This is a genomic window from Paracoccus sp. P2 (genome assembly GCF_046335115.1).
Taxonomy (GTDB): domain Bacteria; phylum Pseudomonadota; class Alphaproteobacteria; order Rhodobacterales; family Rhodobacteraceae; genus Paracoccus; species Paracoccus pantotrophus.
The window spans coordinates 77,644-102,918 of the sequence record NZ_JBGOSN010000011.1; the positions used below are offsets into that span (position 1 = coordinate 77,644).

General features: G+C 63.5%; 24 protein-coding genes and 3 pseudogenes. 7 read left to right on the forward strand and 20 right to left on the reverse strand.

The window, feature by feature from the left end:
- Window positions 1-5: 5 nt before the first annotated feature.
- From ACDP63_RS09400 to ACDP63_RS09410, 3 genes and pseudogenes are all read right to left on the reverse strand, one after another.
- Window positions 6-941, reverse strand: coding sequence for a DUF2493 domain-containing protein (locus ACDP63_RS09400; protein ID WP_409928007.1), 936 nt, complete (start codon window positions 939-941; stop codon window positions 6-8).
- 332 nt (window positions 942-1,273) lie between these two features.
- Entirely contained in the window at window positions 1,274-2,317 is a 1,044-nt protein-coding gene (locus ACDP63_RS09405; protein ID WP_409927966.1) for a toprim domain-containing protein, read from the reverse strand.
- Window positions 2,317-4,113, reverse strand: a pseudogene (locus ACDP63_RS09410) (strawberry notch C-terminal domain-containing protein); the annotation flags it as partial. The pseudogene ACDP63_RS09410 and the gene ACDP63_RS09405, both read right to left, overlap by 1 nt.
- A gap of 157 nt (window positions 4,114-4,270) precedes the next feature.
- On the opposite strand from ACDP63_RS09410, the gene ACDP63_RS09415 reads away from it, so the two are divergent.
- Complete coding sequence (locus tag ACDP63_RS09415; protein WP_409927967.1) at window positions 4,271-6,796, forward strand: TOTE conflict system archaeo-eukaryotic primase domain-containing protein; 2,526 nt, start codon at window positions 4,271-4,273, stop codon at window positions 6,794-6,796.
- 40 nt (window positions 6,797-6,836) lie between these two features.
- On the opposite strand, the gene ACDP63_RS09420 is transcribed toward ACDP63_RS09415, so the two are convergent.
- The 9 genes and pseudogenes from ACDP63_RS09420 to ACDP63_RS09460 all read right to left on the reverse strand — a co-directional run bounded on the left by ACDP63_RS09420 (window position 6,837) and on the right by ACDP63_RS09460 (window position 13,134).
- Window positions 6,837-7,841 carry a tyrosine-type recombinase/integrase gene (locus tag ACDP63_RS09420; RefSeq protein WP_409927968.1) on the reverse strand — a complete coding sequence of 335 codons (1,005 nt, stop codon included), beginning with the start codon at window positions 7,839-7,841 and terminating at the stop codon, window positions 6,837-6,839.
- Window positions 7,838-8,767 carry a tyrosine-type recombinase/integrase gene (locus ACDP63_RS09425; protein ID WP_409927969.1) on the reverse strand — a complete coding sequence of 310 codons (930 nt, stop codon included), beginning with the start codon at window positions 8,765-8,767 and terminating at the stop codon, window positions 7,838-7,840. The genes ACDP63_RS09420 and ACDP63_RS09425 overlap by 4 nt, the downstream gene beginning before the upstream one ends.
- A complete protein-coding gene (locus tag ACDP63_RS09430; protein WP_409927970.1) occupies window positions 8,746-9,429 on the reverse strand; it encodes a tyrosine-type recombinase/integrase in 684 nt (227 codons plus the stop codon). Before ACDP63_RS09430 ends, ACDP63_RS09425 begins: the two co-directional genes overlap by 22 nt.
- Before the next feature lie 259 nt (window positions 9,430-9,688).
- Window positions 9,689-10,486 (reverse strand): annotated as a pseudogene (locus ACDP63_RS09435) (methylase); the annotation flags it as partial.
- Between the two features lie 159 nt (window positions 10,487-10,645).
- A pseudogene (locus ACDP63_RS09440) lies at window positions 10,646-11,288 on the reverse strand (antitoxin of toxin-antitoxin stability system).
- The gene (locus ACDP63_RS09445; RefSeq protein WP_409927971.1) at window positions 11,281-11,697 is read right to left on the reverse strand and encodes a hypothetical protein; all 417 of its coding nucleotides are present in this window, start codon (window positions 11,695-11,697) and stop codon (window positions 11,281-11,283) included. Before ACDP63_RS09445 ends, ACDP63_RS09440 begins: the two are co-directional and overlap by 8 nt.
- Window positions 11,698-11,765: 68 nt before the next feature.
- Window positions 11,766-12,323, reverse strand: coding sequence for a hypothetical protein (locus ACDP63_RS09450; protein ID WP_409927972.1), 558 nt, complete (start codon window positions 12,321-12,323; stop codon window positions 11,766-11,768).
- Between the two features lie 99 nt (window positions 12,324-12,422).
- Window positions 12,423-12,791: a thermonuclease family protein gene (locus tag ACDP63_RS09455; RefSeq protein WP_409927973.1), complete on the reverse strand. Its 369-nt coding sequence runs from the start codon at window positions 12,789-12,791 to the stop codon at window positions 12,423-12,425.
- 178 nt (window positions 12,792-12,969) lie between these two features.
- On the reverse strand, window positions 12,970-13,134 hold the full coding sequence (locus tag ACDP63_RS09460; protein WP_254691898.1) for a hypothetical protein: 165 nt from the start codon (window positions 13,132-13,134) through the stop codon (window positions 12,970-12,972).
- A gap of 343 nt (window positions 13,135-13,477) precedes the next feature.
- Between ACDP63_RS09460 and ACDP63_RS09465 the strand changes: the two genes are divergently transcribed.
- A complete protein-coding gene (locus tag ACDP63_RS09465) occupies window positions 13,478-13,639 on the forward strand; it encodes a hypothetical protein (protein ID WP_409927974.1) in 162 nt (53 codons plus the stop codon).
- Here the strand turns inward: ACDP63_RS09465 and ACDP63_RS09470 are convergent.
- The 8 genes from ACDP63_RS09470 to ACDP63_RS09505 all read right to left on the reverse strand — a co-directional run bounded on the left by ACDP63_RS09470 (window position 13,636) and on the right by ACDP63_RS09505 (window position 19,727).
- Window positions 13,636-14,295 carry a hypothetical protein gene (locus ACDP63_RS09470; protein WP_409927975.1) on the reverse strand — a complete coding sequence of 220 codons (660 nt, stop codon included), beginning with the start codon at window positions 14,293-14,295 and terminating at the stop codon, window positions 13,636-13,638. The genes ACDP63_RS09465 and ACDP63_RS09470 overlap by 4 nt on opposite strands.
- 101 nt (window positions 14,296-14,396) lie before the next feature.
- Window positions 14,397-14,819, reverse strand: a complete 423-nt coding sequence (locus ACDP63_RS09475) for an antirestriction protein (protein WP_409927976.1) — start codon at window positions 14,817-14,819, stop codon at window positions 14,397-14,399.
- 96 nt (window positions 14,820-14,915) lie between these two features.
- Window positions 14,916-15,218: a hypothetical protein gene (locus ACDP63_RS09480; RefSeq protein ID WP_409927977.1), complete on the reverse strand. Its 303-nt coding sequence runs from the start codon at window positions 15,216-15,218 to the stop codon at window positions 14,916-14,918.
- Complete coding sequence (locus ACDP63_RS09485; RefSeq protein WP_409927978.1) at window positions 15,215-15,553, reverse strand: hypothetical protein; 339 nt, start codon at window positions 15,551-15,553, stop codon at window positions 15,215-15,217. Before ACDP63_RS09485 ends, ACDP63_RS09480 begins: the two co-directional genes overlap by 4 nt.
- Before the next feature lie 66 nt (window positions 15,554-15,619).
- On the reverse strand, window positions 15,620-16,096 hold the full coding sequence (locus ACDP63_RS09490) for a hypothetical protein (RefSeq protein ID WP_409927979.1): 477 nt from the start codon (window positions 16,094-16,096) through the stop codon (window positions 15,620-15,622).
- Window positions 16,097-16,197: 101 nt separating this feature from the next.
- Window positions 16,198-18,327 carry a ParB N-terminal domain-containing protein gene (locus ACDP63_RS09495; protein WP_409927980.1) on the reverse strand — a complete coding sequence of 710 codons (2,130 nt, stop codon included), beginning with the start codon at window positions 18,325-18,327 and terminating at the stop codon, window positions 16,198-16,200.
- A 111-nt stretch (window positions 18,328-18,438) separates the two neighbouring features.
- Complete coding sequence (locus ACDP63_RS09500) at window positions 18,439-18,774, reverse strand: hypothetical protein (protein WP_409927981.1); 336 nt, start codon at window positions 18,772-18,774, stop codon at window positions 18,439-18,441.
- Window positions 18,774-19,727, reverse strand: a complete 954-nt coding sequence (locus ACDP63_RS09505) for an ArdC family protein (protein ID WP_409927982.1) — start codon at window positions 19,725-19,727, stop codon at window positions 18,774-18,776. Before ACDP63_RS09505 ends, ACDP63_RS09500 begins: the two co-directional genes overlap by 1 nt.
- A gap of 358 nt (window positions 19,728-20,085) precedes the next feature.
- On the opposite strand from ACDP63_RS09505, the gene ACDP63_RS09510 reads away from it, so the two are divergent.
- From ACDP63_RS09510 to ACDP63_RS09530, 5 genes are read left to right on the forward strand one after another with little or no spacing between them, the layout of a single operon-like run.
- A complete protein-coding gene (locus tag ACDP63_RS09510; protein WP_409927983.1) occupies window positions 20,086-20,388 on the forward strand; it encodes a DUF1778 domain-containing protein in 303 nt (100 codons plus the stop codon).
- A 12-nt stretch (window positions 20,389-20,400) separates the two neighbouring features.
- Window positions 20,401-20,901, forward strand: coding sequence for a GNAT family N-acetyltransferase (locus ACDP63_RS09515; RefSeq protein ID WP_409927984.1), 501 nt, complete (start codon window positions 20,401-20,403; stop codon window positions 20,899-20,901).
- A gap of 10 nt (window positions 20,902-20,911) precedes the next feature.
- Window positions 20,912-22,240: an SIR2 family protein gene (locus ACDP63_RS09520; protein WP_409927985.1), complete on the forward strand. Its 1,329-nt coding sequence runs from the start codon at window positions 20,912-20,914 to the stop codon at window positions 22,238-22,240.
- Window positions 22,237-24,258 carry an ATP-binding protein gene (locus ACDP63_RS09525; RefSeq protein ID WP_409927986.1) on the forward strand — a complete coding sequence of 674 codons (2,022 nt, stop codon included), beginning with the start codon at window positions 22,237-22,239 and terminating at the stop codon, window positions 24,256-24,258. Before ACDP63_RS09520 ends, ACDP63_RS09525 begins: the two co-directional genes overlap by 4 nt.
- Complete coding sequence (locus ACDP63_RS09530; RefSeq protein WP_409927987.1) at window positions 24,255-25,157, forward strand: 3'-5' exonuclease; 903 nt, start codon at window positions 24,255-24,257, stop codon at window positions 25,155-25,157. The genes ACDP63_RS09525 and ACDP63_RS09530 overlap by 4 nt, the downstream gene beginning before the upstream one ends.
- Window positions 25,158-25,275: the final 118 nt, after the last annotated feature.

Below are 25,275 nucleotides of genomic sequence, written 5' to 3' on the forward strand. Positions count from 1 at the left end.
GGCGCTTACGCGCCACCGTCGAACTTCATGACCGGGATACCGAGCTTGCGGGCCTTGTCGGCGAGGTTCTCCTGAATCCCGGTGCCGGGGAAGACAAGGACGCCGACCGGCAGCACGTCCAGCATGGCATCGTTACGCTTGAAGGGCGCGGCTTTGGCGTGTTTCGTCCAGTCGGGCCGGAAGGCCACCTGCGGCACCTTGCGATGATCGGCCCAGCGGGAGGCGATCAGTTCCGCCCCCTTCGGCGAGCCGCCGTGCAGCAGCACCATGTCGGGGTGCTTGGCATGGACCTGGTCGAGCCTCGCCCAGATCAGCCGGTGGTCGTTGAAGTCCGCGCCGCCGGTCACGGCCACCTTCGGCCCGGCGGGCAGCATCACCTCGGTCTCGGCCCGGCGTTTCGCGGCAAGGAAGTCGCGGCTGTCGATCATCGCGGCGGTCAGATGGCGATGGTTGACCATCGAGCCGGAACGCGGCCGCCAGGCGCTGCCGGTGTGGTGCTCGAAAGCCTCGGCGGCGAGGTCGCGGAAGAGTTCCATGCTGGCACGCCGCTCGATCAGGGTCTGCCCCTCGGCCGTGAGGCGTTCGAGTTCGACCGACTTCACCTCGCTGCCGTCCTGTTCCCGCTGCATCCGGCGCTGCGCCTGCTCGTTGTCGTCGAGATCGCGGTCCACCCGGCGGGTGGCGCGATGGAAGAGATTGACGGTCCCCCAGAGCAGCTCTTCGAGATCGGGCTCGAGACGGGTGCCACTGAGCGTCGCGACAAGGGCGTCGAAGATGTCGGTGACGGCACCGGCGACGGTATTGCCCTCAGGCAGCGGCCTCGGATCGGGTTCGTCCTGGAACGGATGCCAGCCGTAGAGCTGGAGTTCGGAGAGGGCGTGATCGGTCTGGGAGGAGGTGTGGACCGGCTCGGGTCCTGCATATTCGGTTTCGTTTTCCATCGGTTGCGTCCTTCGTCTGGAGACCGCGCCCATCGCGGCCTTCGCAGGCGTCGAAGCGCACGGGCGGGACGGGTTGGCAGCCCTCGCCCGCCCCGCGAGGGCCTCGATGGCCGGGTGCGGCTAATTTGCCTTTCGCGATGCAAAGGCGGCGCAGCCGCCGGCGGAAATTAGCCGGACGCGGGCATTGCCTGCCCGTCCCGTTTGTGCGCCGATCGCCCTCTCCGAAGGCCGTGGGTGCGGGACTCTCCAACGATGGATGCACCTGCCGATGGCCAGAGAGCGAAACCGGCAGGGGGCGAAGCCGGACCGCACCTCCGGAACCGATCACGCCCTCACCCCTCCATGAAACGGCGGACGTCTTCGGGATGAAGCTGATCCTTCAGGGCCGCCCGGAGGGCATCGGCGCCGTGGCGTCGCAGATCGTCGTTGAAATCGCCCTCGCTCGGCGTGAGCGATATCGCCTCGATCCCGACGCTCGCTGCTCTAGCGGCGAGACTGTCTCTGGCACCGTCCCCGGCAGGGTCGCGATCCCTGACGACATAGAGCCGGCGCAGGTTCAGCGGAAACAGGATGGAAGCGAGGTGAGCGGCCGAAAGCGCCGCCAGCATCGGCATGCGGGGCAGAACCTGGCGAGGCGACAGCACGGTCTCGATGCCCTCGCCGGCGGCGAGCACATCACCGGCAGTGCCGAAGCGGACGCCATGACCGAGAAGATCACCCATCGCCCGCCGCGGTGTCTCGACAGCCGCCTTGCCGGACCCGTCCGGGGCGAGCCAGGTGCGATGCGCGCCGGTCTGGTGGCCGTGGAGATCGGTGACGGCGGCAACGAATGCCGGCCTGATCTCAGTGGGCGAATGCCCGTCAGGTCTATAGTAGCACCGGGGATGGTAACGCAGCGCGGCGATGCCCGAGAGGGAGGTGATCGCCCGCCCGTTGAGGTAGATCTCCGCAAGGGTGCCGCTGATCGGCTGTGCCATGGTGAAGAGGCGGCGCGACGCTTCAGGCGAACCGGGCGCGCTGCTGGATGTGCTGCCGGTCGGCATCTTCGTCTTCTCTGGTTCGGGATGCGGGAGGGCGAGAAAACGGCGCGCTTCCTCGGCCACGTCCTTGAAGTCGACAAGGCCAAGCGCCTCGCGGATGACGTCGAGCAGATCGCCATGCTCCCCGGTCGATGCGTCAGTCCATTTCCCTGCCGCGCCCTTGCCCGAGGCAGGGCCGGTAAGACGGACGAACATGGAGCGCCCTGGCGTATTCTGCACGTCGCCGACCAGCCAGTATCGCCCAGCGCGGTGGCCGGACGACAGATAGTGGCGGCACACCGCCTCGGCCTCTCGGCCGAGACGGGTCGCCAGTTCGGATGCGTCGTGCCGGAGCATCAGGCAGCCTCCCGCTCGCCGATGCGTTCGACCGGCCAGCGGTCGAAGAGCTTGGCCAACACGGCGGGTCCGCTGGCATCGACCGGCACGAACATGCGCAGCTTCCAGGAAATGATCTCGTGGAAGAGGCCATAGGCCGTCAGCCGTTGGCGCATGGTGTCGGTGAAGCCGGAAAGCTCGATGCGGTTCACCCCCATGACGCGGACCCGGCGAAGCTGGAGGCCCTCGGCGAGATCGAGGATCGTGCGGCCCTCCATCAGCGCCGCGAAGGCGTCGTCGGGGGTGACCGATCCGATGCCGGTCGTGGTCGCGTTCGCGGCCCAGGCCGGGGAGACCTTGCGGCCGATGATGCGCTCGCCCGCGTCAGACTGGAGCCGATAGACGCGGGTGGAGTCGTTCGGCAGCCGCTTCCAGATCGGCAGCAGCAACCCCGTCACCATATGCAGTGTGCTGTCCGCAAACTCCGGCACCTCCGCGACTTCGGCTTCCCAGGCCGATGCGAAGACCTTCCGGTCGGCATCGACCCAATAGGTCTCGCCCATCATCCTGACCGGGACGTTATGGGCCTCCATCGGCCGGATCAGGCGGACGCGGCGCTCGATCTCGCCATCGTCCAGCATGACGCTGGTGGTCGGAATCTGCATCGCCGCTCGGCCCGACCGCTCGTTGATCAGCAGCTTCGCGCGCGGATCGTCGAGTTCGGCAAGGGCGGCGTCGAGCGTTACCGGGTGGTTGCGCCTGCGCTCGGTGATGGTGAGCAGGCTGGTCTCGGCCCCGGTGCGGGGATGCGTGTAGATCACTTGCCGATCCGTCACCACGAAGCTCTCGGCGCGCAGGGTTTCCAGCCCGGCGTCATAGGTGCCGGAGGCGATGGCGCCCTCGATCCGCGCGGTCAGAAGCTGCTCGAAGGCGGTGAAGAGCACGCCCTGAAGCTCGATGGTCAGCGCCAGCAGCCGGTTGAGGAAAGTGGTGATGGCGGGCAGATCATCCTTGATACCGTTCGAGTCCATCAGCTTCAATCCGGTGGCGGCCTCGAACCGCTCAAGACTGCAACCCTCGACCTTGCCGCGCACCAGCAGGAGATAGAGCTGGCGCAGCGCATCGCGCGCATAGTGCGATTCCAGATTGTCCTCGGGCCGGAACAGGCCCTGGCCGCCGGTCTGCCGCTGGCCGCGCGTGATCGCGCCCAGCGTGTCGAGGCGGCGGGCAATGGTCGAGAGGAACCGCTTCTCGGCCTTCACATTGGTCGAGATCGGCCGGAACAGCGGCGGCTGCGCCTGGTTGGTGCGATGGGTGCGCCCGAGCCCCTGGATGGCCGCATCGGCCTTCCAGCCCGCTTCGAGCAGGTAGTGGACTCGCAGCCGGGTGTTCTTCGCCGACAGTTCGGCGTGATACGACCGGCCCGTGCCGCCCGCATCGGAAAAGACCAGCACACGCTTGGCATCGTCCATGAACGCCTGTGTCTCGGCCAGATTGGCCGACCCCGCGCGGTTCTCCACGACAAGCCGGTCGATGGTGACGCCATTGCCGGGTTTGCGGACGATGCGGCGCGACCGGCCCGTCACCTCGGCCACCGTATCGGTCCCGAAATGCTGGATGATCTGGTCGAGCGCGCCGGGAACCGGCGGCAGGCTCGCAAGGCTCGCGATCATCTCGTCGCGCCGGGCCACGGCCTCGCGGCTCTCGACCGGCTGGCCGTCGCGATAGACCGGGCGCGAGGACAGGTTGCCCTCCGAATCTGTGAACGGCTCGTAGAGCTGGACCGGGAAGGAATGGGCGAGGTAGTCTAGGACATAATATGCCGCGTCACCGTTATGCGGAGTTCTGGGTTTCAAGCTGTTGTTCTGGTGATTCATTTTCGGGTTTCCGCTTTGGATAATCATGATGCCTCTGCTCTTAACCGCAGAAGGACATCCCCCATGAACTCCCCCTCGAACTCTCCGGTTGGCGGCCATGCCGCAGCGGAAGACCTGCTTACGCCTGCCGCTTTCGCGCTTTATGCTGGACGGGGCGGAAAGGTCTGGGTGGAAATCGCAGGTGGCGGACAGAAGCGACATTGAGGCGGAGTTGGCGCGGGTTCGAGCCCGTCTGGCCGATCTGGATGTCGAACGAACGCAGCTTCAGCGCGACGTTGCAGCGCTAGAGGCTCGTCTCGCTGCAGAGCACGTGCCGGCAGTGAGACAATCCTCATTCGAGAACGCCCCGGTTACGAATGCTTCTCCGTCGCACCAAAAGGTCGAGCTGTTCCGTCGCCTGTTCGCCGGTCGGCCTGACGTGTTTCCGGTGCGATGGGAAAACAGGAGGACCGGTCGCTCAGGATATTCGCCCGCTTGCGCCAACGAATGGGTGAAGGGCATCTGCGGCAAGCCAAAGGTCAAATGCGGCGAATGCCCCCATCAGAAGTTCATGCCGCCGGATGAAGGCGTCATTGAAAGACACCTGCGCGGCGAAGATGGTCGGGGCGGCGACTTTGTCGCTGGCGTCTATCCGCTGCTGCCCGGCGATACATGCTGCTTCCTCGCGGCAGATTTTGACAAGGCGTCCTGGGCCGAGGACGCCAATGCGCTGCTCGAAACCTGTCGGGTGAGGGGCGTGCCTGCAGCGCTGGAGCGGTCGAGATCCGGGAACGGCGGCCATGTCTGGATCTTCTTCTCCGAACCGGTCTCCGCTCGTCTGGCGCGCCAGCTTGGATCCGTCCTGATCACGGAAACGATGGAGCGGCGGCCTGAAATCGGCTTCGCGTCCTATGACCGGCTGTTTCCAAATCAGGATATCATGCCGCTCGGCGGCTTCGGCAACCTGATCGCGCTGCCGCTCCAGAACACCGCACGCAAGGTGGGCAACAGCGTCTTTATCGATGCTGGCCTGCGGACATATGACGATCAGTGGGCCTATTTGTCTTCCCTGCCGAGAATGACGATGGCGGCGGTGACAGAACTGGTTGAAGCGGCGGAGCTTTCCGGGCGGGTGCTGGGTGTACGTATGCCGGTGGAAGACGAACAGGCTGACGAGCCATGGAAAATGCCGCCCTCGCGCCGCACTACACCGGCCCGACTGGATGCACCCATCCCGCAGAACATCAAGGTGACGGTTGCCGATCAGATTTACATCGACCGGTCCGACCTTCCATCGGCCATGATTGCCAAACTGGTACGATTGGCCGCGTTCCAGAATCCCGAATTCTACCGCGCACAAGCGATGCGGTTGCCGACATTCGGGAAGCCGCGCATTGTGTCCTGCGCAGAATTGCATCCCCGGCACGTCGCGTTGCCGCGTGGCTGCTTTGACGAGGTGGCCGGGTTCCTCTCCGATCACGGTGCGAAAGTCGACCTGAGGGATTTGCGTGAGGAAGGCACCGCATTACCGGAGACTGTGCGGTTCCGCGGTGATCTCCGCCAGCAGCAGTCGCGGGCGTTTGATGCATTGGCCGAACACGATACCGGCGTGCTCGCCGCCACCACCGCCTTCGGCAAGACGGTCGTGGCCTCGGCGCTGATCGCACATCGTGCCCGCAACACGCTGGTTCTGGTGCACCGCCGGGAATTGCTGAGTCAGTGGGTCGAACGGCTTGGTTCGTTCCTGCAGATCGATCCCAAGCTGATCGGCACAATCGGTGCCGGAAAACGCAAACCTACCGCTGTGATCGATGTGGCGCTAATCCAGAGCCTCGTTCGCAAGGGTGAAGTTGACGACGTGGTTGCCGATTACGGCCATCTTGTCGTCGATGAATGCCATCACCTGTCCGCAGCAAGCTTCGAACTCGTCGCCCGCAGGTCGAAGGCGCGGTATGTCGCCGGATTGTCGGCGACTGTCGCCCGAAAGGACGGGCATCATCCGATCATCTTCATGCAATGCGGTCCGGTGCGCCATCAGGTGAGTGCCAAATCGCAGGCTGCAGAAAGTGGCCTTCCCCATCGGGCGCGGGAACGTCACACGAGATTCCGGTTGCCGGAGGCGCTCGCCATGGCCGAGCGCCCGTCCATGCCTGCAATCTATGCGGCGCTGGCGGAGAATGAGGCCCGAAATGATCTGATCTTCGATGACGTGCTGAAATCGCTGGAGGCCAAGCGCTCACCGATCGTCCTGACCGAGCGAAAGGATCATCTCGACTATCTCCAGCAGCGGTTCTCCAGGTTCGCCAGGAACATCGTTGTGCTCCGTGGCGGCATGTCGGCAAAAGACCGGAAGGCGGCGCATGCGGCGTTGAGGGTTACCGATGATGAAGAACGGCTGATCCTCGCGACAGGGCGCTATATCGGTGAGGGCTTCGATGATGCGCGGCTCGACACCCTGTTCCTGACGATGCCGATCGCCTGGAAGGGCACGCTGGCGCAATATGTCGGCAGATTGCACCGGCGACATGACGGCAAGAAGGACATTCTGGTTGTCGACTATGTCGACAGTTCCGTTCCGGTCCTCGCCAGAATGGCTGCCAAAAGAAGAACCGGTTACCGGGTTCTCGGCTATGTCATGGAATAGCGCCCCGCAGAAAGCGGGACGCCATTTATTGCCCGAGCGTTCAGGAACGTTGCGCAGCGACGGCCAGGATCTGCATCAGCTTGTCCGAGGGCTCCCGAAACTTGCCGGGTTTGATAAGAGGTGCGTGATGCGCCTCCAGCAGCGCAAGCTTCTCGGTCGGATCCGCGCGCAGATACATCTCGGTCGTCTGGATGCTGGAATGGCCAAGCCAGAGCGCGACCTTGCGGATATCGCCGGTGGCCTGCAGGGTGTGCATGGCGCAGCTGTGCCGCAGCACATGTGGGGTCACATGTTTTGCGGCAATCGACGGCGTCGAGCGTTCGGCCGTCGCCACATGCTGCTTGAGCCGGTACGCAAATCCGTCCCGCGTCATTCGTCGCCCGTCGCGGTTCAGAAACAGTTCCGGGCCGACTTGGCCAGGCCGGATTGCCAGCCATGCGCGAATGGCGCTTTGGGTCTCTTTCCAGAGCGGCAGCACACGCTCGCGCCGCCCTTTGCCCAGTATCCGCACGCTGGAAAACGACCCGTCGGGAAAGTCGTCCATCCGCACAGCCAGAAGTTCGGAGGCTCTCAACCCTGCGGCATAGGCCAGATGCAGCATGGCTCGGTCCCGCAATCCGCCCCGCGTGTAGCGGTTCGGTGCGGCAAGCAAGGCGCTGACTTCTTCCTTGGTAAGATAGTCGATCAGCTTGGCGTCTGTTCGCTTGGTCGGCATGGCACGGATCATCATCGCCTGCTCAAGGCAGGCCGGATGGCGATGTTCGACGAAACGGAAAAAAGATTTGATCGCCGCCAGTCGCGCATTGCGGGAACGGACGGAATTGGCACGTCCCTCTTCGATATGTTCGAGGAACGCCCTGACCATCTGAACGTCAACGTCTTCGATGAACAGCTCCGATGGGCTTCGCTTGAGCCGCCCGGCGACAAACCGCAGCAAGAGGGTGAACGCGCGGGCATAGGCAGCGATGGTATGTCGGCTAGCGCCGCATTCATCGGGAAGATGGGTTTGCAGGAAGGCTGAAAGGTCGGGGGCGAGCGGGGTCATGCCGCACCTCCGATCCAGATCTCCTCGGCGGTCGCCGCAATCATCTTCAGAAGAACCGGTGTAGCCTCAAGGTACCAATAGGTGTTGGCGATATCGACATGGCCAAGGTAGGTGCTCAGAGCCTTCATGTGCCGCAACACTGCCTGCGGGTTGTTCCCACAGGCCTCAAGGGATCGCACGGCGAAGGTGTGGCGCAGATCGTGCAGCCTGGGACCGGGGCCTGTCGGATCGCGATAGCCAAGCTTGCGCACGATCCGCACGAAAACAACATGGACCCTCGTCGCCGTCGGGGGACGGCCATGGCCCAGAACGAAAAGCGCATCGCCTGCTTTGTGCACGCCATTGCGGGCTTCAAGATACTGATCCAGCGCCGCGCGGGTCGAGACGTGAATGGGCACGAGACGGGTTTTGCCGAACTTGCCCTTGCGGATCATGAGGCCGTCTTCCGTCAGATCGCCGCGCTGCAGGGACAATGCCTCCGAAATCCGCAAGCCCGTTGAAGCGAGCAGCCCGAACAGGTTCTGGTAAGTCAGCGGGCTGATCGGCGACAGACCGGGCACCAGAAGCGCTTCCTGCATGATCCGACTGATCTGGTCCTGCGTCAGAATATGCGGAGCCGGTCGCCGCCGCCGTGAACGGCCAAGCAAGCCCATCGCCGGAATCTCGTGTCGTGCATCTTCTGCGTGCAGGAACACCGCCAGCGCGCGGGCACGATCGAACCGGGCCTGCGCGGCGTCCGGCGTTGCAGCTCCGCCGGCCCATTCCAGGATCAGCGCTGCCGTCAGATGCGTGATGGATCGTTCCTCAGCAAAATCCGCGAAGGCGCGCAAGGATATCTCCTGCGCGGCGAACTTCTTCCCAAGAGCGCGATTGAGTTGGACGAAGCGGTCGACATGGTGATGCATCATGACGCGCACCCCGGCCATGGCTGAGCCACTTCCGCCAACATCCCGACATCGACCTTGGCATAGATCGCGGTGGTATCGCGCGAGTTGTGGCGCAGCGCGACACCGATCTGGTCAAGATCCGCGCCGCCGCGCAACCATGCGGATGCCAGCGAATGGCGAAAGACATGCGAACCGGTCGGCAAACCGGAGAAGCCTCCCCGGCTCAGGACACGGGAAACGATCCCGGCGATCTCGGCGGCGGATCGCAGCGGGGTGAAAGGGGCCTGGGTTCGGAGAAAAACCCTGTCCGTGGCGATCACCGGGCGCGCGTCCTCAATATAGGACAGTAGCGCATCGCCTGCATCCTGTGGCAACGGCATCATTACGCCGCGTCTGCCCTTGCCGTGCAATCGCAACCGGCTCGCGCGCCAGTCGATATCGGACAGACGCAACTGCCAGATATCCCCCGCACGCAGGGCCAGCCGGGCGAGGAGGAGGAGAATCGCGCGATCCCGTATCTCGACCGGCGTATCGGTGCGACACGAGGCTATGATCTCTTCAATCTTCGCGGTTGGGATCGTGCGCGGGACCGTAGAAAATCTGCGCCTCATGGCAGGTGGCACGGCATGAAGGAGCGACGGGGCGCATTCACCTTGAATGATGGTGAAGCGCAGGAAGGAGCGCAGCACGGTGACCGTCATGCGCACGGATGATCTGGAGCGTTCTTCGCCCTGATCCAAGACGATTGATCGAATGGACGCCGCGTTGTAATCCTTCGGGGTTTTGCCAAGTCGATCCAGCCAACGACCAGCTTCGTTCAAGTAACGCCGTAGTGTCTCGGGTGTGACCCCACGTTCGCGGCACAGCCATCCCGAGAACTCGGCCAGGCGCGGATCGCAGGCGATAATGCGGTCGGGCGCTTCGGCGGGGATCACACGCTGATCCCGCAGGAACCTGACAAAAGCACGGGCACCACGGCAGCGGTCCTTGGTGCCTGATGGTGACGAGCCGTCCGCCCGGCGCAAGGCGCGCCAGCGCCGAGGCGACATGGCGGAAGGCGGCATCAGCCATGCGGCCCTCGACATTGGCCATGACCGAGAAGGGCGGATTCATCAGCACCACCGTCGGGACAAGGCCGGGATCGAGATGATCATCGATCTGGGCGGCGTCGAAGCGGGTGACGGAAAGGGCCGGAAAGAGGGACGACAAGAGGCCAGCGCGCATCTCGGCGAGTTCGTTGAGCAGCAAGGAGCCGCCGGCGATCTCGGCCAGGATGGCGAGGAGCCCGGTCCCGGCCGAAGGTTCCAGCACCCGGTCGGCGGGGGTGATCGCCACCGCCGTGACCGCCGCGAAACCGAGCGGGATCGGGGTGGAGAACTGCTGGAAGGTCTGCGCTTCTTCCGAGCGGCGCGTATGCGTCGGCAGAAGCCCGGCAATCTTGCCGAGCTGCGGCAGGACTGCCGTGGGGGAACCGGCTTTACGGAAAAGCACGTTCCCGTATTTGCGCAGGAAGAGCACGGTCGCCGCCTCGCAGGCATCGTAGGCGGTCTTCCAGGTCCATGCGCCGGAGGCATCGGAAGCGCCGAAACCCGCTTCCATCGCGCCGCGCAGCCTGATGGCATCGACACGCTGACCGTGCTCCAGATGCGGCAGGAGCAGGCCGGCGGCGGTGAAGATGTGCGTTGCGGTCTCGGCGTCCTGGTCGAGCGAAAGCGCCTCGGCGGGCTGTGCCGCCGCAGATGCGGAAATCATGGTCATCGGGGGTTCCTCGGGAGAGCGGGACAGGATCGAGCCCGCGCGGCGCTCTCTCTCGACCGCACAGGCTCCAATCCCTTCCGGCCGCTCTCTCCCTCTCAATCCGTGGCGAGAGCAGGCATGAAACTAGCGCCCGGCCGTCAGGCGGGGCGCTTGTCAGGATCAGCCAAAGCGGCGACCGTTCTCGGTGAAGGTGTATTCGTTGGCGGTGATGGTCTCATCCACCGCCTCATCCGAGGTCAGGTAGTCGTATTCGCGTTCGAGCTGGCGATAGAGCCAGCGGGCGAGATTGCGCAGCGTCTCGATGACGGTTTGCTCGGCATCGGCGGTCATGTCCTGCCAGGTCGGACTGTCGCGCTCGACCGAGATCACCATGCAATACTCGTGGTGGTAATGGCCGCGATGCGTAGCCTCGGCGCGAAGCTGGTAGAAATTGCGCCGCTGGACGCTCTGAAGGGCATCGGCGATGCCATGCAGAATCCTGTCCTGTGGCGCATAGGACCGGATCTCGGTCGTGGCGTTTCTCCGGTAGGAATAATAGCCCTCGAAGCAAGCCATCGCCTTGCGACGAGAAACCCGAGAAGAAGATGCGCGGTTCCTGACGCGAGCCGCCGCCCATAAGGCGCACGGTGCGGGTCTTGAAGCGGATGCCGAGGATTTCCGCGATGCGCTGGAAATCCTCATAAACGGCATCATACCACTCATAGTCGAACCCGCCGTCGCGATACCAGGCGCGGGCCTTGTCCTTCGCCGTGTCGGAAAGCTCGTCGAGCCGATAGACCGTGGTTTCGATGATCTCAGGCATAGGGGTCGCCTCCGTCCAGGACGATCTCCAGCCAACTGCCGCTGAAGATCCAGTCCACGGTCTCGCCGGTGGCGAGATCGAGAACATGCGCGCCGCCGCCGAAAGCGTTCACCCGCGCCTGTGAGCAGGTGGTTGCGTATTGGAATCCCCATAATCCGGTCAGGCCGAACGCAACGGCGCAGCGTTTGACGAACTGGATGACATGCTCGGGATCGCCGGTTTCGTCGTCGCGCATCCAGAGCTGCGTGCCGCCATGCTCGGGCTGGATGGACAAAAGGAAACCCTCGGACGGAGGGTCTTCGGCGGCGTTTTGCTCGGACAGCGCATTGTAGAGGTCGAGCGCGCGGGCCGCGTTCTCGGGCGTGCCCACATTGAGCAGGCAGGAGAAATGGGTGAAATAGTTGGCCATGTCAGGCTCCTGAAACGAGAAAACCCGGCGCAAGGCCGGGCAAAGTGGATAGGAAAGTTGCAGAGGAATCAGGCGGCTTGCGGCAGCCGCAGAAGTTCTGCGGCGGTCTCGCGCCAGAAAGGATCGACCAGCCGGGCCTCGAGCAGGCTGGCCCGGTAGCGGTGATCGCGGGCGGATGCCGCATCGCCGCGCCCGGATGCCGCGAAGGCCACGCCGCGCAGCCGGCTGGCGTCGGTGACGACCCGGCGGGCCTCGGCATCGGACGCGACAGGTTGCTGCCAGAGGACGATCCTGGCCCGGACCTCTCCGGCGAGAACCAGGCCCTTGTCACTGTCCTGAATGGCCATGATGCGCGGGCGGAAACGCAGCGTATCGTCCAAGCTGAGGCGGACGTCGCAGCGCGCGACGCGCTGGCTGGCGACGGTCATGGCGTCTTCCGGGGATAGGCACTCGCCGATGACGACCGAGCAGTCGAAACCGTCGGCATCACCGAGACCATAGTAACGGGCGGTGCCAATGCAGGAGATGTGCAGGGGCAGCCTCTGGGCGCGGTGCAGCCGGGGCAGCACATCGCGCGCGACGATTTCGCCGATGGGAGCGAACGTAGTTTGGCGGGATAGGGTCATGGGGAATACTCCGCGACGGATGGCGGAAGCCTCTCTCCCGCCTGCAACCCGTCACGGCCAATCCGGCCCGCACTCTCACTCTCCTTCTGTGGCGGTGGATCAGCACCACGGTTCCCGGCGTCCGGTCCAGGTTCGAGCCAGCCCTTCGCCGACGAGAATATCGCCGACATCGTGGCCTTCGACGCGGATCGCCGCCAGGGTCCGGCCATAGCGGTCTGTGCCCTGACGCAGGATTTCAACGCGCCGCCCATGCAGGAGGTCGGCGAGCCTGATCTTCGCTTGCAGCGCGAGATCGGATTCAGAGGCGCATTGCCCCTCGATCTCGGGGGCATCGATGTTGAAGATCCGAACCGCTTCCACTTGCTGCGTTGTGCCCAGGCGAATGGAGTCTCCGTCCCAGATCCGGATTTCGGCCGGTTCGCAGGATGCCGTGCAGAGCAGAACGGAAACGACAAAATGGCTGAGCATGGCGAATGGCTTTCATCTTGAAGGAGCGAAATCGGTGTGATCGCCGCCGGTTTTTTCCGATGCGAGCCGAGGTCGCAATGCGGACCGGCACGCAAGCGGCAATCGGCGGCGATTGACGGGAAGAAGGCCCGGCTGCGCCTGGGCACGGGGGGCCGTCCGGGGGAGGCGCTTTCGCGCCTCAGCTCCATGGATCGAGTTCTAGCTCCACCATATCCTCGTCGCCGTCGAACTCGGCGGCAGGGCAAGCGCCGTGGGTTCCGTCCCCGGCCTGAAACACGACGATCTCGACCATCAGGGTGGTGGCGAGGCTGGCGGCGAAGGCGGTGGCATCTGCATAGGACATGGGTTCCGGCTCCTGTCTTTGGAGGCGGGGGACCATCCCCCGCGCGACAGGCGCCCGAAGTGTCTGACCGGATCTGCAATCACCCTCGTGCGTTCGGGCATGTGTCCCGAATCCGCGAGGGCGGCATGCTTGCGTAAGCCGACCCCTCGTGGGTTGATTGACGAAGAGACGGAAGGACCAAGGTTTGCGAATGGAAACGGGGGNTCGTGCGTTCGGGCATGTGTCCCGAATCCGCGAGGGCGGCATGCTTGCGTAAGCCGACCCCTCGTGGGTTGATTGACGAAGAGACGGAAGGACCAAGGTTTGCGAATGGAAACGGGGGTGGTGCTTCGCATCTGACAGGATGCCGGAGACCGTCGCGGATGCCTCGCCGCGCCAGCCTTACCGCCATGCAGGTATCAGGATCGTGTTTCAGGCCGGGGGCGGAACAGAAGTGCCCGCCGAACGCGATGGCGGCCTCATGGTCGATGATGCGACGATCGCCGTGATGGCGCGCGCCGGCTAGTGACGGTCCTGGTGACCGCCCTGGATGTTGAGCCGCTCGCATAATGTGTCGATCGCGTCTGGATCGAGTCCGGGATGCGCGCCGCCATTGGTGAGGATGTCCCGAAGCAATGGCGCGAGACTGTCGGTCTCGATGGCCCGCTGTAACAGCCGGAGGCCGGTGAGAACGGCATCGCGCTCGGGGGCCGTAGCGGCGAGTGACAGATGTTCTTGTGCATCCTCGCCACGATCCGGCCGGGGATCGCCGTCCCGTCCCTGCGGATCGGGACCACGCGCACCGGCGAGGATCGCCTCGCCAAGCCCCACGGCCTGTTTCGCGCGCTCGACCCATTCTTCCGAAGAGGCGCGGCCGGCGCGCAGATCGGCAAGCATCATCTTGAGAAGCCCGAGCAGGGTCTCGAAATGCCCGGCCTTGCGCTGAACCGTCTCCTCGAACTGCGCGGGAACCGGGAGCGCGGAACCGGACCAGGCGGCATCCGCACCGTCCCAGATGCCGATGACAAAGGTTTCCTCGGCGCTATCGTGATCGAGCGATCCAGCCGCCCATTCTTCGTCCTCGACGGCCAGGCGGCAGGCTTGCGCGACCGTTGCGGCCCGGTAGGTGCGACGTCGGTAGACCGGCAGGTGATACATGGTTTCGATGGTATAGTCGGGCATATCGGCCTCCTGAAACGATGAAGCCCGGCGCGATGGCCGGGCGGGACGATGTGAGCGATGGGAAAGACGCGCCCCGCTGCATGGCAGAGCGCGGATGGCGGTCAGTCGATGGCCGCGAAGATCGCCCGCGCCTCGGGGTGACGGGTCGAATAGTCGTAGAGCCGATGATAGCCGTCGACGAGGCGGTCGGACTCGTAGCGGAACGACAGGTGGGAGAAGGTAGAGAGCGTGGCGATGATCCCGGCGGCCTCGGCCGAAACCTCACCACTATATTCGGTGATCTGGCTGTCGATCCGGAAACGCGGCCGGGAGGTCGGCGCCATGAACAGCGGCTGGCCCGCATATTCGTAGAAGTTCCAGAAGCCGCCGCCGTAGTCGCTCGGGCTGAGACGTTCCATGAAGCTGTAGACGGCGTTCTCGGCGACGATCAGCAGCGGAAGCCCGAAAAGGGAGGGCAGAAACCGCTCGCGGTCATCCTCGGGCACGATCGACGCGGTATGATGATCGGTTGTGGGCATTGTCATGGTCTGGGTCTCCTGAGAGCGGAAGGGGACAATGAGGCCGGATGCCGCTCTCTTCACCTGTCCGGACCTCGCCCGACCCCTTCCGTCCTCTGTCTCTCACGCCTCCCAGAGCCCATCGGCGATTTCGCGCGCGATCATGGCGCGGGCCTTCATCATCACATCGTCGCCGAAGGTGTCGATATGGCCGTAGAACCGTGCTCGGGCGCCATGCGCGTGCCAGTCAGCGTAGCGGCAATATTCACGGGCATCGAGCCGGAAGGCGCGCATGTCCTCGGCCCAATGCGGTTTCGGTTCCACGACGACGGTGACGCCGCCCCGCGTTTCCTGCCACGGAAGCGACCGCTCTGCAGGCGGATTGTTGCGGCGATCATCGGCAAAGATCTTGTCGACGGTCATCATGTCGTGCCTCCGTCCTCGGTTTCCGGAACGGAGTTTGCCGGATCGGCGGACTCGTGACGGCTGCCTTCGATCTCACAAATCATTGTCGAAAAGAACTCGTCGCGCTCCAACATCCGCTCGAAATATTCCGCGCCGATCTCATCCTCGGGCGGTGGATCGTCATCGAACTCGTGGTGCCACCATTCTCTGGCGATGCGGGTGCGCCATGCCTGGGCTTGGGCCGCGTCGAGGAAGACACGAACATTCGTGCCATGACGATGCTCATAGATAGTGACATGGACGGTTTGCGGAACGGGGCGGCAGCGGGTGTGATAGGAAATGGACAGCATGGTCATTGTCTCCTGAAACAAAACGGCCCGCCGTCCTGCGACGGCGGGCCAAATGGATGTCGAAAGCAGGCGTCACGCGGCGGCACGACCCTCGATCGCGGCCGCGCTCACCTCATCGGCGGTGATCTCCTCGAGACGGGCGCGGCTGTATCCTTTGCTGGCCAGCCAGAGCTCGGCCGCCTCGCGATCCTCGGCGAGGTGCAGCAGCTCGACATTCTCGCCGACGTCTTGCAGGACGCGGACCTGACCGATCTTGGGGCGCTCGATCACCCGGAAGCTCAGATCGCTGTCGATGCCGTAACTGCGCATGACGGTGATCAGGATAATGCCGCCTTCGCCGAAATCGCCCTCATGCAGGGTGAAGGACGGCGGGGTCGTATAGGTCGGACGCTCGCGGCCCGGCTCCTTGCGAACGAGACGGCCGACGCCATTGCGGGATTTCCACGCGGCCAGCTTTTTGGTGAAGCGCGCGGGCGGCTTGGGCTGGCCGTCGCTATAGGCGACGAGCGAGCCGAGCGGCGCGATGTCGAAGATGAGGGAAGCGGACATGGTTCTGGTCTCCTGAAACGAAAACGGCCCGGCGGAATGCCGGGCCTTGAGGTGGAAGGGATGGAAGGCGGGGCGACCGAAGCCGCCCCACGCGGGGGCTGTCACTCGGCAGCTGCGAGAGCCACCGGATCGTCGGCGGTCTCGGCCACGTCCTCGTTGTCGTCACCGGCGAGGAAGGCCGGCAGCGCAGCGGCGTCGTCATCCGAGTCGGTCGCGCCATCCAACGCCTGCGTCTCCAAGGTGGGGCGCAGCGGTTCCGGCAGCCAGCCGGTTTCGGCCAGCAGGCGCTCGGCCTCTTTCGCCATGTCGCGCTTCTTCAGGTGGTCGATGAGCTGGGCCGCCCTTTCGCCGACGCCTTCGCGCACCGCCTCGATGATCCGCGGCTTGGTCACGCGGCCGAGATAGTTACCGGCGGTCGGCCGCCAGCCCACCGCCACCATGTCGAGGCCGGTCGCCCGCGCCAGCCGGTCGGCCTGGGACAGGCGCACGTCGAGACCGTGCTGGCTGACGCCCATGCCACTATAGGGATTGGGCTTCTCGTGCAGGGCGTTGACGCCGAAGCTGACGCAATGGGCGAGCAACTCCATCCGGGTGTCGTCGTCCTGATCGGCCAGCCAGTCCCAGAGCGCCGCATCGTCCGCAGGGATATGATCGCCCCAGCGTTCATGCCGATCCTGGATGGACTTCGCCGAGGTGCTCTCGCCCAGATCCTCGGCCTGCGCGGGGAAGTGAACCTCCCGGACATGGGCCTCCAGGCACCCCTTGGTGGAATGCGGCAGGAAGCAATCCGTGACCAGCCGGTGCAGCAACGCCGTCATCGCCACATGCGGGTTGGTCGCCACAGCGTCCCGGAGCGCCAGGGTGCGATGTGCGGTCAGCTCGCTGACGAGGCGATCGGGCAGCGGCCGGATGGTCTCGACCTCTTCGTCCTCGTCGGTCTCAGGCGCAGCACCGCCCACGGTGATGACGGCGCGCCGGACGCTGCCGTCTTCGTCGCCTTCGGCAGATGCACCATTGGCGCCATCACTCCCTTGGCCTTCCACCGCCTCGTCTTCGGGGCGGACATAGCCGCGCTCGACGGCAAGCTGGCCGTCATGGCGGATGCTGACGAAGACACCAGCGCGGGCCATCTGATCCGCGTCGTAGACCATTGGCCGGGATTCCAGGGCGTCCAGCGCTTCCTCGATCTCGCCGAGGCGCGCATCCACCTCGTCGGGAAACTCGTCGGCCTGGGCATATTCCGCCTCCAGCGCGTCGAACTCGTCCCGCAGCTTCTCGCGCTCGGCACGCTCCTCGTCGGTCAGGTCGATGGTGGTGCCGGCCAGACGGCGCAAGCCGCTGGTGTGGCCATAGGGGAAGTCCGCGGCGATCTCGATCCACTTCCAGCCTTCCTCGGCGATGGTCTCGGCCTCGGTCTTCAGCTTCTCGGCCGCCAGCCGGTCGAGCAGCACCGGGTCCTGGAGCCAACCGCCATCGTCCTGCTGGAAGAGATCGCGCAGCACATAGCCGCCCGCTGCCTCATAAGCCTCGATGCCGACGAAGAGCGCCCGCTTGTCGGAGGCGCGCACCGTGGTCTCGGTCAGAAGACGCCGGATCGTGTAGGGCTCCTTCTGCCAACCGTCCCTGATCGCCTCCCAGACCTGTTCCTGCCGCGCGTGATCCTCGGAGACGGTAAAGGCCATGAGCTGTTCCAGCGTCATGCCATCCTCGACATAGACGTCGAGCAGTGCGGGCGAGACCGAGACCAGGCGCAGACGCTGCTTCACCACCTTGGCGTCGACGAAGAAGGCAGCGGCGATTTCCTCCTCGCTCATGCCCTTCTCACGCAGCACCTGAAAGGCGCGGAACTGATCCAGCGGATGTAGCGGCGCGCGCTCGATGTTCTCGGCCAGCGACACCTCGTCGATCAGGATGTCGTCACTGGCCTCCGAGACGATGCAAGGCACCGGCGCGGTCTTGTTGAGGCGCTTCTGCTTCACCAGCAGTTCCAGCGCCCGGTAGCGGCGGCCGCCGGCGGGCACCTCGAAGAAGCCGGTTTCCTTGCCATCGGCATCCAATTCGGGCCGGACATGCAGGGACTGGATCAGCCCGCGACGGGCGATGGACTCGGCCAGTTCCTCGACCGAGACGCCGGCCTTCACGCGCCGGACATTGGACTGGCTGAGCACCAGCTTGTTGAAGGGGATGTCGCGCGAGGACGACAGGGTGATGTTCTGGGTGGCAGTGGCCATCTGGATTACTCCGCGACGGGCGCCGAGAGCCTCTCTCTCCGCATCCAACCCGTCACGAAACCCATCCCCTCTCTCCCTCTCACCGCCCCGGCACCGATCACCGCGCCGCGATCAGAAGAAGAACCGCGGCCGCTCCGCGTTCACGCCGTATTTCTGGCGCAACGCCTCGATGGCCGCGTCCTGCCGTGCGATCCGGCGTCGGATGCGCTCGATCTCCGGGCCGGTTACGCTCAGCATCTCGTCGAGGACGCGCCGATACGCGGTCTCGTCGGCTCCGGCCCAGCGGGTCATGTGGCGAGGATAATGCCGCTTCTTCGGGCGCTGGCGGATCGTCTCGGCCTTGGCCCGGTCACTGAGACCCTGTTCCACGCGGGCGAGGTTGGCGCGGGTTTCGGCCAGAGCAGTTTCCATGCGCGCGAGCATGACGCGCAGGCCCTCGCGGTCCATCACGCTGCCTCCCGCTCGTCATCGGTTGTGGTGTCGTCGCCCGCATCCGGCAGATGCGCCAGAATCCAATCGGCGGCCTTGCTCGCCTGCGAGGCGGCCCGCACGATGGCGCGGGAATCTTCGCGCATCACCTCCAGCCACGACCCGACATAATCGGTATGACGAACGGTCGGCACGATCCCAAGGGACGCGCAGCAAAAGGCGCTTGAAATCTCCGCGATCATCTCCTCGAAGGCGTATTTCTTCGTCCCGAAGGAGCCGGAAAGATCGCGGTCGAGCCGACTGCGGTGGCCGCTCGCGTGCGAAATCTCGTGCAGGGCCGTGCGGTGCCAGTTTATCGGCTCGAAATACGCCTGTGGCGGCGGCACCTGCACATAGTCATGGGCAGGAGCATAATAGGCGCGATCCCCGCCGATGCGGAAGTCGATGCCGGTGGCCCCGATAAGCGCCTCGACCCTCGGCTCGATCAGGCCGGGCGGCGGGGGTGGCATGGCGACGGCAATATCCTCGGGAAGGCCGTCGCATTGGGCGGCGTTGAACACGGTGAACCGCTTCAGGAACGGGATGCTGCCGGGTTCCTCGTCGGCCTCGCGCGCCCTCCGTTTCTCGTCCTCGGGCGTGAAGCGATCGGCATAGACGACGGTGGTGCCGCGCTCGCCCTTGCGGACATTACCGCCAAGCGACTGCGCCTGGCGGTAAGTGAGCCAGCCCTGACCGGGGAAGCCGTGCTGGACCACGGCGCCCCAGAGGATCAGGATATTGATGCCACTATAGCTGCGGCCGGTGCTGGCGTTCCACGGCAGGCCGAGCGGGGCCGTGGCCGTGGCCTTGCCCCATGGCTGGACCCAGGGAAACCGTCCGGCCTCCAGCTCGGCGATGATCTTGTCGGTGATTTCGTCGTAAAGGTTTGCCCGGTCCGAGCCAGCGCGTGGGGTGCGGTCATGTCTCGACATCGCGGTTCTCCGCGACGGGCGCCGGAGACCCGCTCTCCAGCCCTCAACCCGTCACGGCAAACCCGCCCGCCCTCTGCCTCTAAAGGGGGCGTTGCGGGGATCTCCCCGCTCGATGGGGTGCGCCGGCAACGCAGTGCCGGCCAGGGGGAAAACCTTCCCCCCAATGCCCGTCAGGAACGCCGGCTGTTGCACAATTTCCAGACCGAGAGGCGAGATTACCGGCGGACCGATCACTGTTCCATCAACTCCTCCCCTCAGATGAACGAACCCTCGGCTGCTACCGCATGGATGATGGGACCGACACCTTGTTTTTCCGGCCATTGGCCGTACATATGCTCCGTAGATAGGAGATTGAGAAATGGCTGAAGCAGCAAAGAGGTCGGCGACTGGCCGTGTCCGGGGCGAACGCCTTGAGACGCGTGTGACCGTTGACCAGAAGCGTCTGATCGAACATGCCGCTGCCTTGCAGGGCCGCTCCTTGACGGATTTTGTTCTGACGAGCCTCCAGGAGGCGGCGCGGCGCGCCATCGAGGAGCACCAATATCTGGAGCTTTCGGTGCGGGACAGCCAGGCGTTCGTTGAGGCTCTGGTCGAACCTCGGCCGGTCAACGAGCGGCTACGCGACACCGTTCGCCGCTATCGTGAGAGAACGGGCGCCTGACGAGTGGCAGGGATGGAGGACATTCTGCGAGTCGAGATTCTCGGCGCGCAACATGACCGATCTGGCTTCGAAAGCGGTGTTGAGCCGCTCGACCGATATTTTCAGACGCAGGCCGGGCAGGACGCCAGAAAGAAGATGGCGGCAGCTTTTGTTCTCGTGCTGCAGGATGAGAGCATCGCTGGATATTATACGCTCTCATCGACGGCGGTCCGGCTCCCGGAACTGCCGGCGGCGACTGTCCGTAAGCTGCCGCGCTACCCACTGATCCCGGCGACCTTACTGGGGCGCCTTGCTGTCGATCAGCGCTACCAGGGAAAAGGTTACGGCCGATTTCTTCTTGCAGATGCGCTCTACCGGGCCGTGCGCAGCGAGATCGCATCCTTTGCGGTGATCGTGGATGCCAAGGACGAAGGCGCGAAGCGCTTCTATGAGCGCGAGAGTTTTTTGCCGTTTCCGGAACAGCCGATGAAGTTGTTCCGGCCTATGGCGGATATTGAGGCATTGTTCAAATGAGGGGGTGTTCGTGGCGAATTCCGACGGAGAAGAGTCTCAGAACCTGACATTCAAGTTTCTGCGCGGGGTTGAGGGTGATACCGGTGAGCTTGAATGGCCCGCCGGCGCCGATGTCGTCAGGAAAGCGCTGTCGGAATCGCTGAACGCAAAGAATGTGGCGTTCCTGCTCGGGGCAGGATGCTCGTCGTATTACATCAAGGAAACTGACGACCTGCTCGGTGACGAGTGGCGGGAGGTTGGCATCCCGACCATGGCACCGCTTGCCAAGGAATTCACGAAGGCGCGGGCGACTGACGAGCCTGGGTTCCCCACTGCCGCAGAGAGGAAAGTTCTCACCGACGAGTTCGGGATCGATATTGGCGACAAGGAATATGCCCGCAACCTCGAACGGTTGATGGAACTGCTGTTCAGCCTCCGGTTCTCGCTCTCTCGAAGCACGCTTGCGCAGGCGAAAGATAATCTGAAGGTTGTCAATTCGATCATCGAGAAGGTCCAGGCTTTCCTGTGGGACAAATGCACGAACGGCGCGTTCGCCAATGGCGACAGCACCGTCGGAGCACTGTACGAGACCTTCTACAGAAAACTGGTCCTGCGTGACCGTTCTTTGCCGCGTCCGTGGATTTTCACCACCAACTACGACCTTTTCAACGAGACGGCGATGGATCGGCTCGGCCTGCCTTATGCCAACGGATTCTCCGGTGTGGTTGAGCGCCGCTTCAATCCGGCGACGTTCCGTTACGCACTCGCCGAGCAACTCGATCTGACCAACCGGAAATGGTCGGCTGTGGATGGCTTCGTCTATCTCTGTAAGATCCATGGGTCGATTAGCTGGACCGAAGACGACCACGGCCTGTTCCCGATCCGCGAGACTGCTGTCTCCAAGGGGCAGGAACCGGGGAAGATCATGATCTATCCCACCCCCGCGAAGCAAAACTCCAGCCTCGGATCGCCCTATGCCGACCTGTTTCGCGAATTCCAGTCGCGGATCGTCAGGGAACAAAGCGTTCTCTTCACCATGGGATACGCCTTCGGCGACGAGCACATCAACAACATCATCTACCAGGCGCTCACCATCCCGACGTTCCGCCTGGTAATCTTCGTCGATCCGACGCTTGAGGGAGAGGTGGCCAAGCTCCGCGCCCTGAATGATCCCCGCATCTGGATCATCGGTGGCAGCGGCCCGGAAGCCGACCGCAAGGCGCACTACTTCGATACGATCATCGACGAGTTTATGCCCCAGCGGCCGAGCGAGCGCATCGACGATGCGATCCGAAAAGTCCTGGAGGCGATGTCTCCGAAGAAGGCTGAGGCCACATCTGCCGATGGAGACAGCACATGAGCCGCGATGACCGTAAACGCGCCATTGGTAAGGTGGTCTCCGTCGCGGCCGACCGCTTCGTTGTCGAGATGCACGCCGGCACGGACAATTTCACCATCGTCGGTTTCGATGACGTTCACTATGTCGCCCGCCTCGGCTCGTTCCTGATGATTCCGGTTCAGACGGAATATGTCGTGGTCGAGGTTGTCGGCCTTCGGGAGCGGGACATCGCCAGCGCCGGGCGCGGCGAGGGGGAATTGGACAAGGCGGCGTCCGCGAAATATCTCGACGTCGTGCCGGTCGGGATGCTTCCACAGGACAGCAACGCGAAGTTTCGCTTCGGCGTTTCCGTCTTTCCTTCGCTCTATGCGGACGCTCTCTACGCTCTCGATGCGGAACTTGATCGCGTTTTCGAGACCGACAAACCGAGCGAACCTGCTCTGGGTCCCAATGGCGCCCCGCCGGTGCCGGAAGATGCGACACGGTTTCGCGCCCTGTCGATCGGCCGCTCGGTGGTGTTCGACGGCTATGACGTCAAAGTCCGGATCGACGACTTTTTCGGCGGTCATACTGCTGTGCTTGGGAACACCGGGAGCGGCAAGTCCTGCACTGTGGCCTCGGTGCTCCAGTCATTGTTCGACAAGGCGGACGAGTTCCACGCCCGAGGGGCGACTTTCGTGGTGTTCGACGTGAACGGCGAATACGCCAATGCGCTGATGCCGCTCGCCCAGGAGAATGGCATTGGCGTTGCCCATGTCGTGCTGGATGGGACGGCAGCCAACGGAAAATTCCGCCTTCCGCATTGGTTCCTGGAGCAATCCGAATGGGAGCTGCTGCTTCAGGCCAGCGAACGAACTCAGCTTCCGATCCTGCGGATGGCGCTCGGCTTGGCAACGCTCTTTTCTGAGGGAGCTAGCGCTGAGCTAAAGGGCATAAAGAACCACATCCTTGCTACCTGCCTGAGCCAAATTCTCCGCGATGATACCGGCAGCCCTTCGAAGCATGATCGAATGATCGGTCTACTACAGCGATTCAACACGGCCGAGATCGGCACGGCGAAGATCAAGCCATATATAAAGATCAGTTTCGGTCAGATGGCCGATCCGGATGGCCTGACGAAATACCTGCTCGGTGATGCAAGCGGCGGCGGTTTCATCATTGATGGGCTGAAGCTCCCGGCTTACTCCAACCTGCCGTTTGATTTTGCTGCGTTGGGCGAGGCGTTGGATCTGGCGATACTTTACGAGGAGGCACACGGGAACAGGCAGATTCGAGACTATTGCTCGCAGATGCTGACGCGCTTCAAATCCTTGGAGGAGCGTCCCGAGTACGAATTTCTTCGCCACAATGCTGCAGGCGGACAGGTCGAACTGTCCCGCGATAGGTTCTTGGAAAAACTCCTGGGTCTGGAGCGTAACGGAGCGAACTGGTTCAAACGGGATCAGATTATCATCGTCGACATGAATGCGGTCGAGGACGAGGTCGTCGAGCTGGTAGCATCGGTGCTCGCAAGGATGGCATTCAGGCTGCTGCGGCAAGCCGATCCGCGGAACCGATTTCCGGTCCATCTACTTCTCGAAGAGGCGCACCGCTATATTTCTGAAGCAACCTCCCGATATGCAATCGATGCCAGCAAGATCTATGAACGCATCGCCAAGGAGGGACGAAAATACGGGCTTTTCCTGTTGGTCGCCTCGCAGAGACCAAGCGAACTTTCCAAAACCGTGCTCTCGCAATGCTCGAATTTCGTTATCCATCGCATACAGAACCCGGATGACCTTTCGCAGATCCGGCAGATGACACCATTCATTTCCGAAGCGGTTCTGAAGCGTTTGCCGTCATTGCCGAAGCAGCACGCGCTCGTCTTCGGAACATCGGTGAACCTCCCAACCACCTTCAAGGTGCGGGAGGCAAAACCGCTCCCGAAAAGCGATGACGCGAAGATCGGCGAACTCTGGTTCCACGAGGAGGGGCGGGCAGCTCTGGTCAAGATTGCGCCGTCCGCCCCAGCCGCCCCCCCCGATGCGGCCACAGCATGACGGATGAGCCGGATGCAGCAGCGCTGGAGGCGGCAGCAGCTCTGCTGGAGGCAAGTCAGGACTATCGGGTTCTTCGCCGCTTGCAGCCGAGGGAGCCGGCGACGGGGATACCGGAACAGGATACCCGCCTCGGGCTGTTCGTGGACGTGGAAACGACAGGTCTCGATCCGTCGAAGGACGAGATCATCGAGCTTGCCATGGTACCATTCCGGTATTCGCTCGACGGCATCATCGTCAATGTCGGAGAGCCGTTCGATCGGCTCCGAGAGCCATCGGCACCTATTCCTTACTCGACAACCGGGTTGACAGGCATAACCGATGCGATGGTGGCCGGCAAAAGGATCGATCCGGAGGAGGTTACGCAATTCGCGCTTTCCGCTGCCGTCGTCATTGCTCATAACGCTGCTTTTGATCGCAAGTTTCTTGAGCGCTTCTGCCCGTCGTTTTCGTTCAAGCCCTGGGCCTGCTCAATGTCAGAGATCGACTGGGCCGCTGAGGGTTTCGAGGGAACTAAGCTGGCATATCTCGCGGTGGGATGTGGGTTCTTCTATGATCGGCATCGCGCGGCGAATGACTGTTTGGCCGCGCTTGAGGTTCTTTCGCACACGCTTCCGACCTCAGGCGTCAATGCGCTGGGGCATTTACTGGAGCGTGCTCGTATGCCGACGTGGCGGATCTGGGCCGAAGGTTCACCATTCGAGTTCAAGGATCAGCTCAAGTCTCGGGGGTATCGTTGGAACGGAGAAGAGAACGATCGTCCCCGTGCTTGGTATATTGATGTTGCTGATGAACAGAGAGAGCCAGAACTGGATTTTCTGAAGAGGGAAATATATCAGCGCGACGTTGACCTGAAACCTTCCAGGATTACGGCCTATGAACGGTTCTCTGAGCGAGTGTAGATGGCGCGTGATAGACTTGGAGGCAGGGTCAGCAACACTCGCCTTGGCGCCGAATCCTGTCTAAATTTCAGGTAAACACATAAATTAGTTGCGCGATTCGGCGCGAGCAGAGGATCGA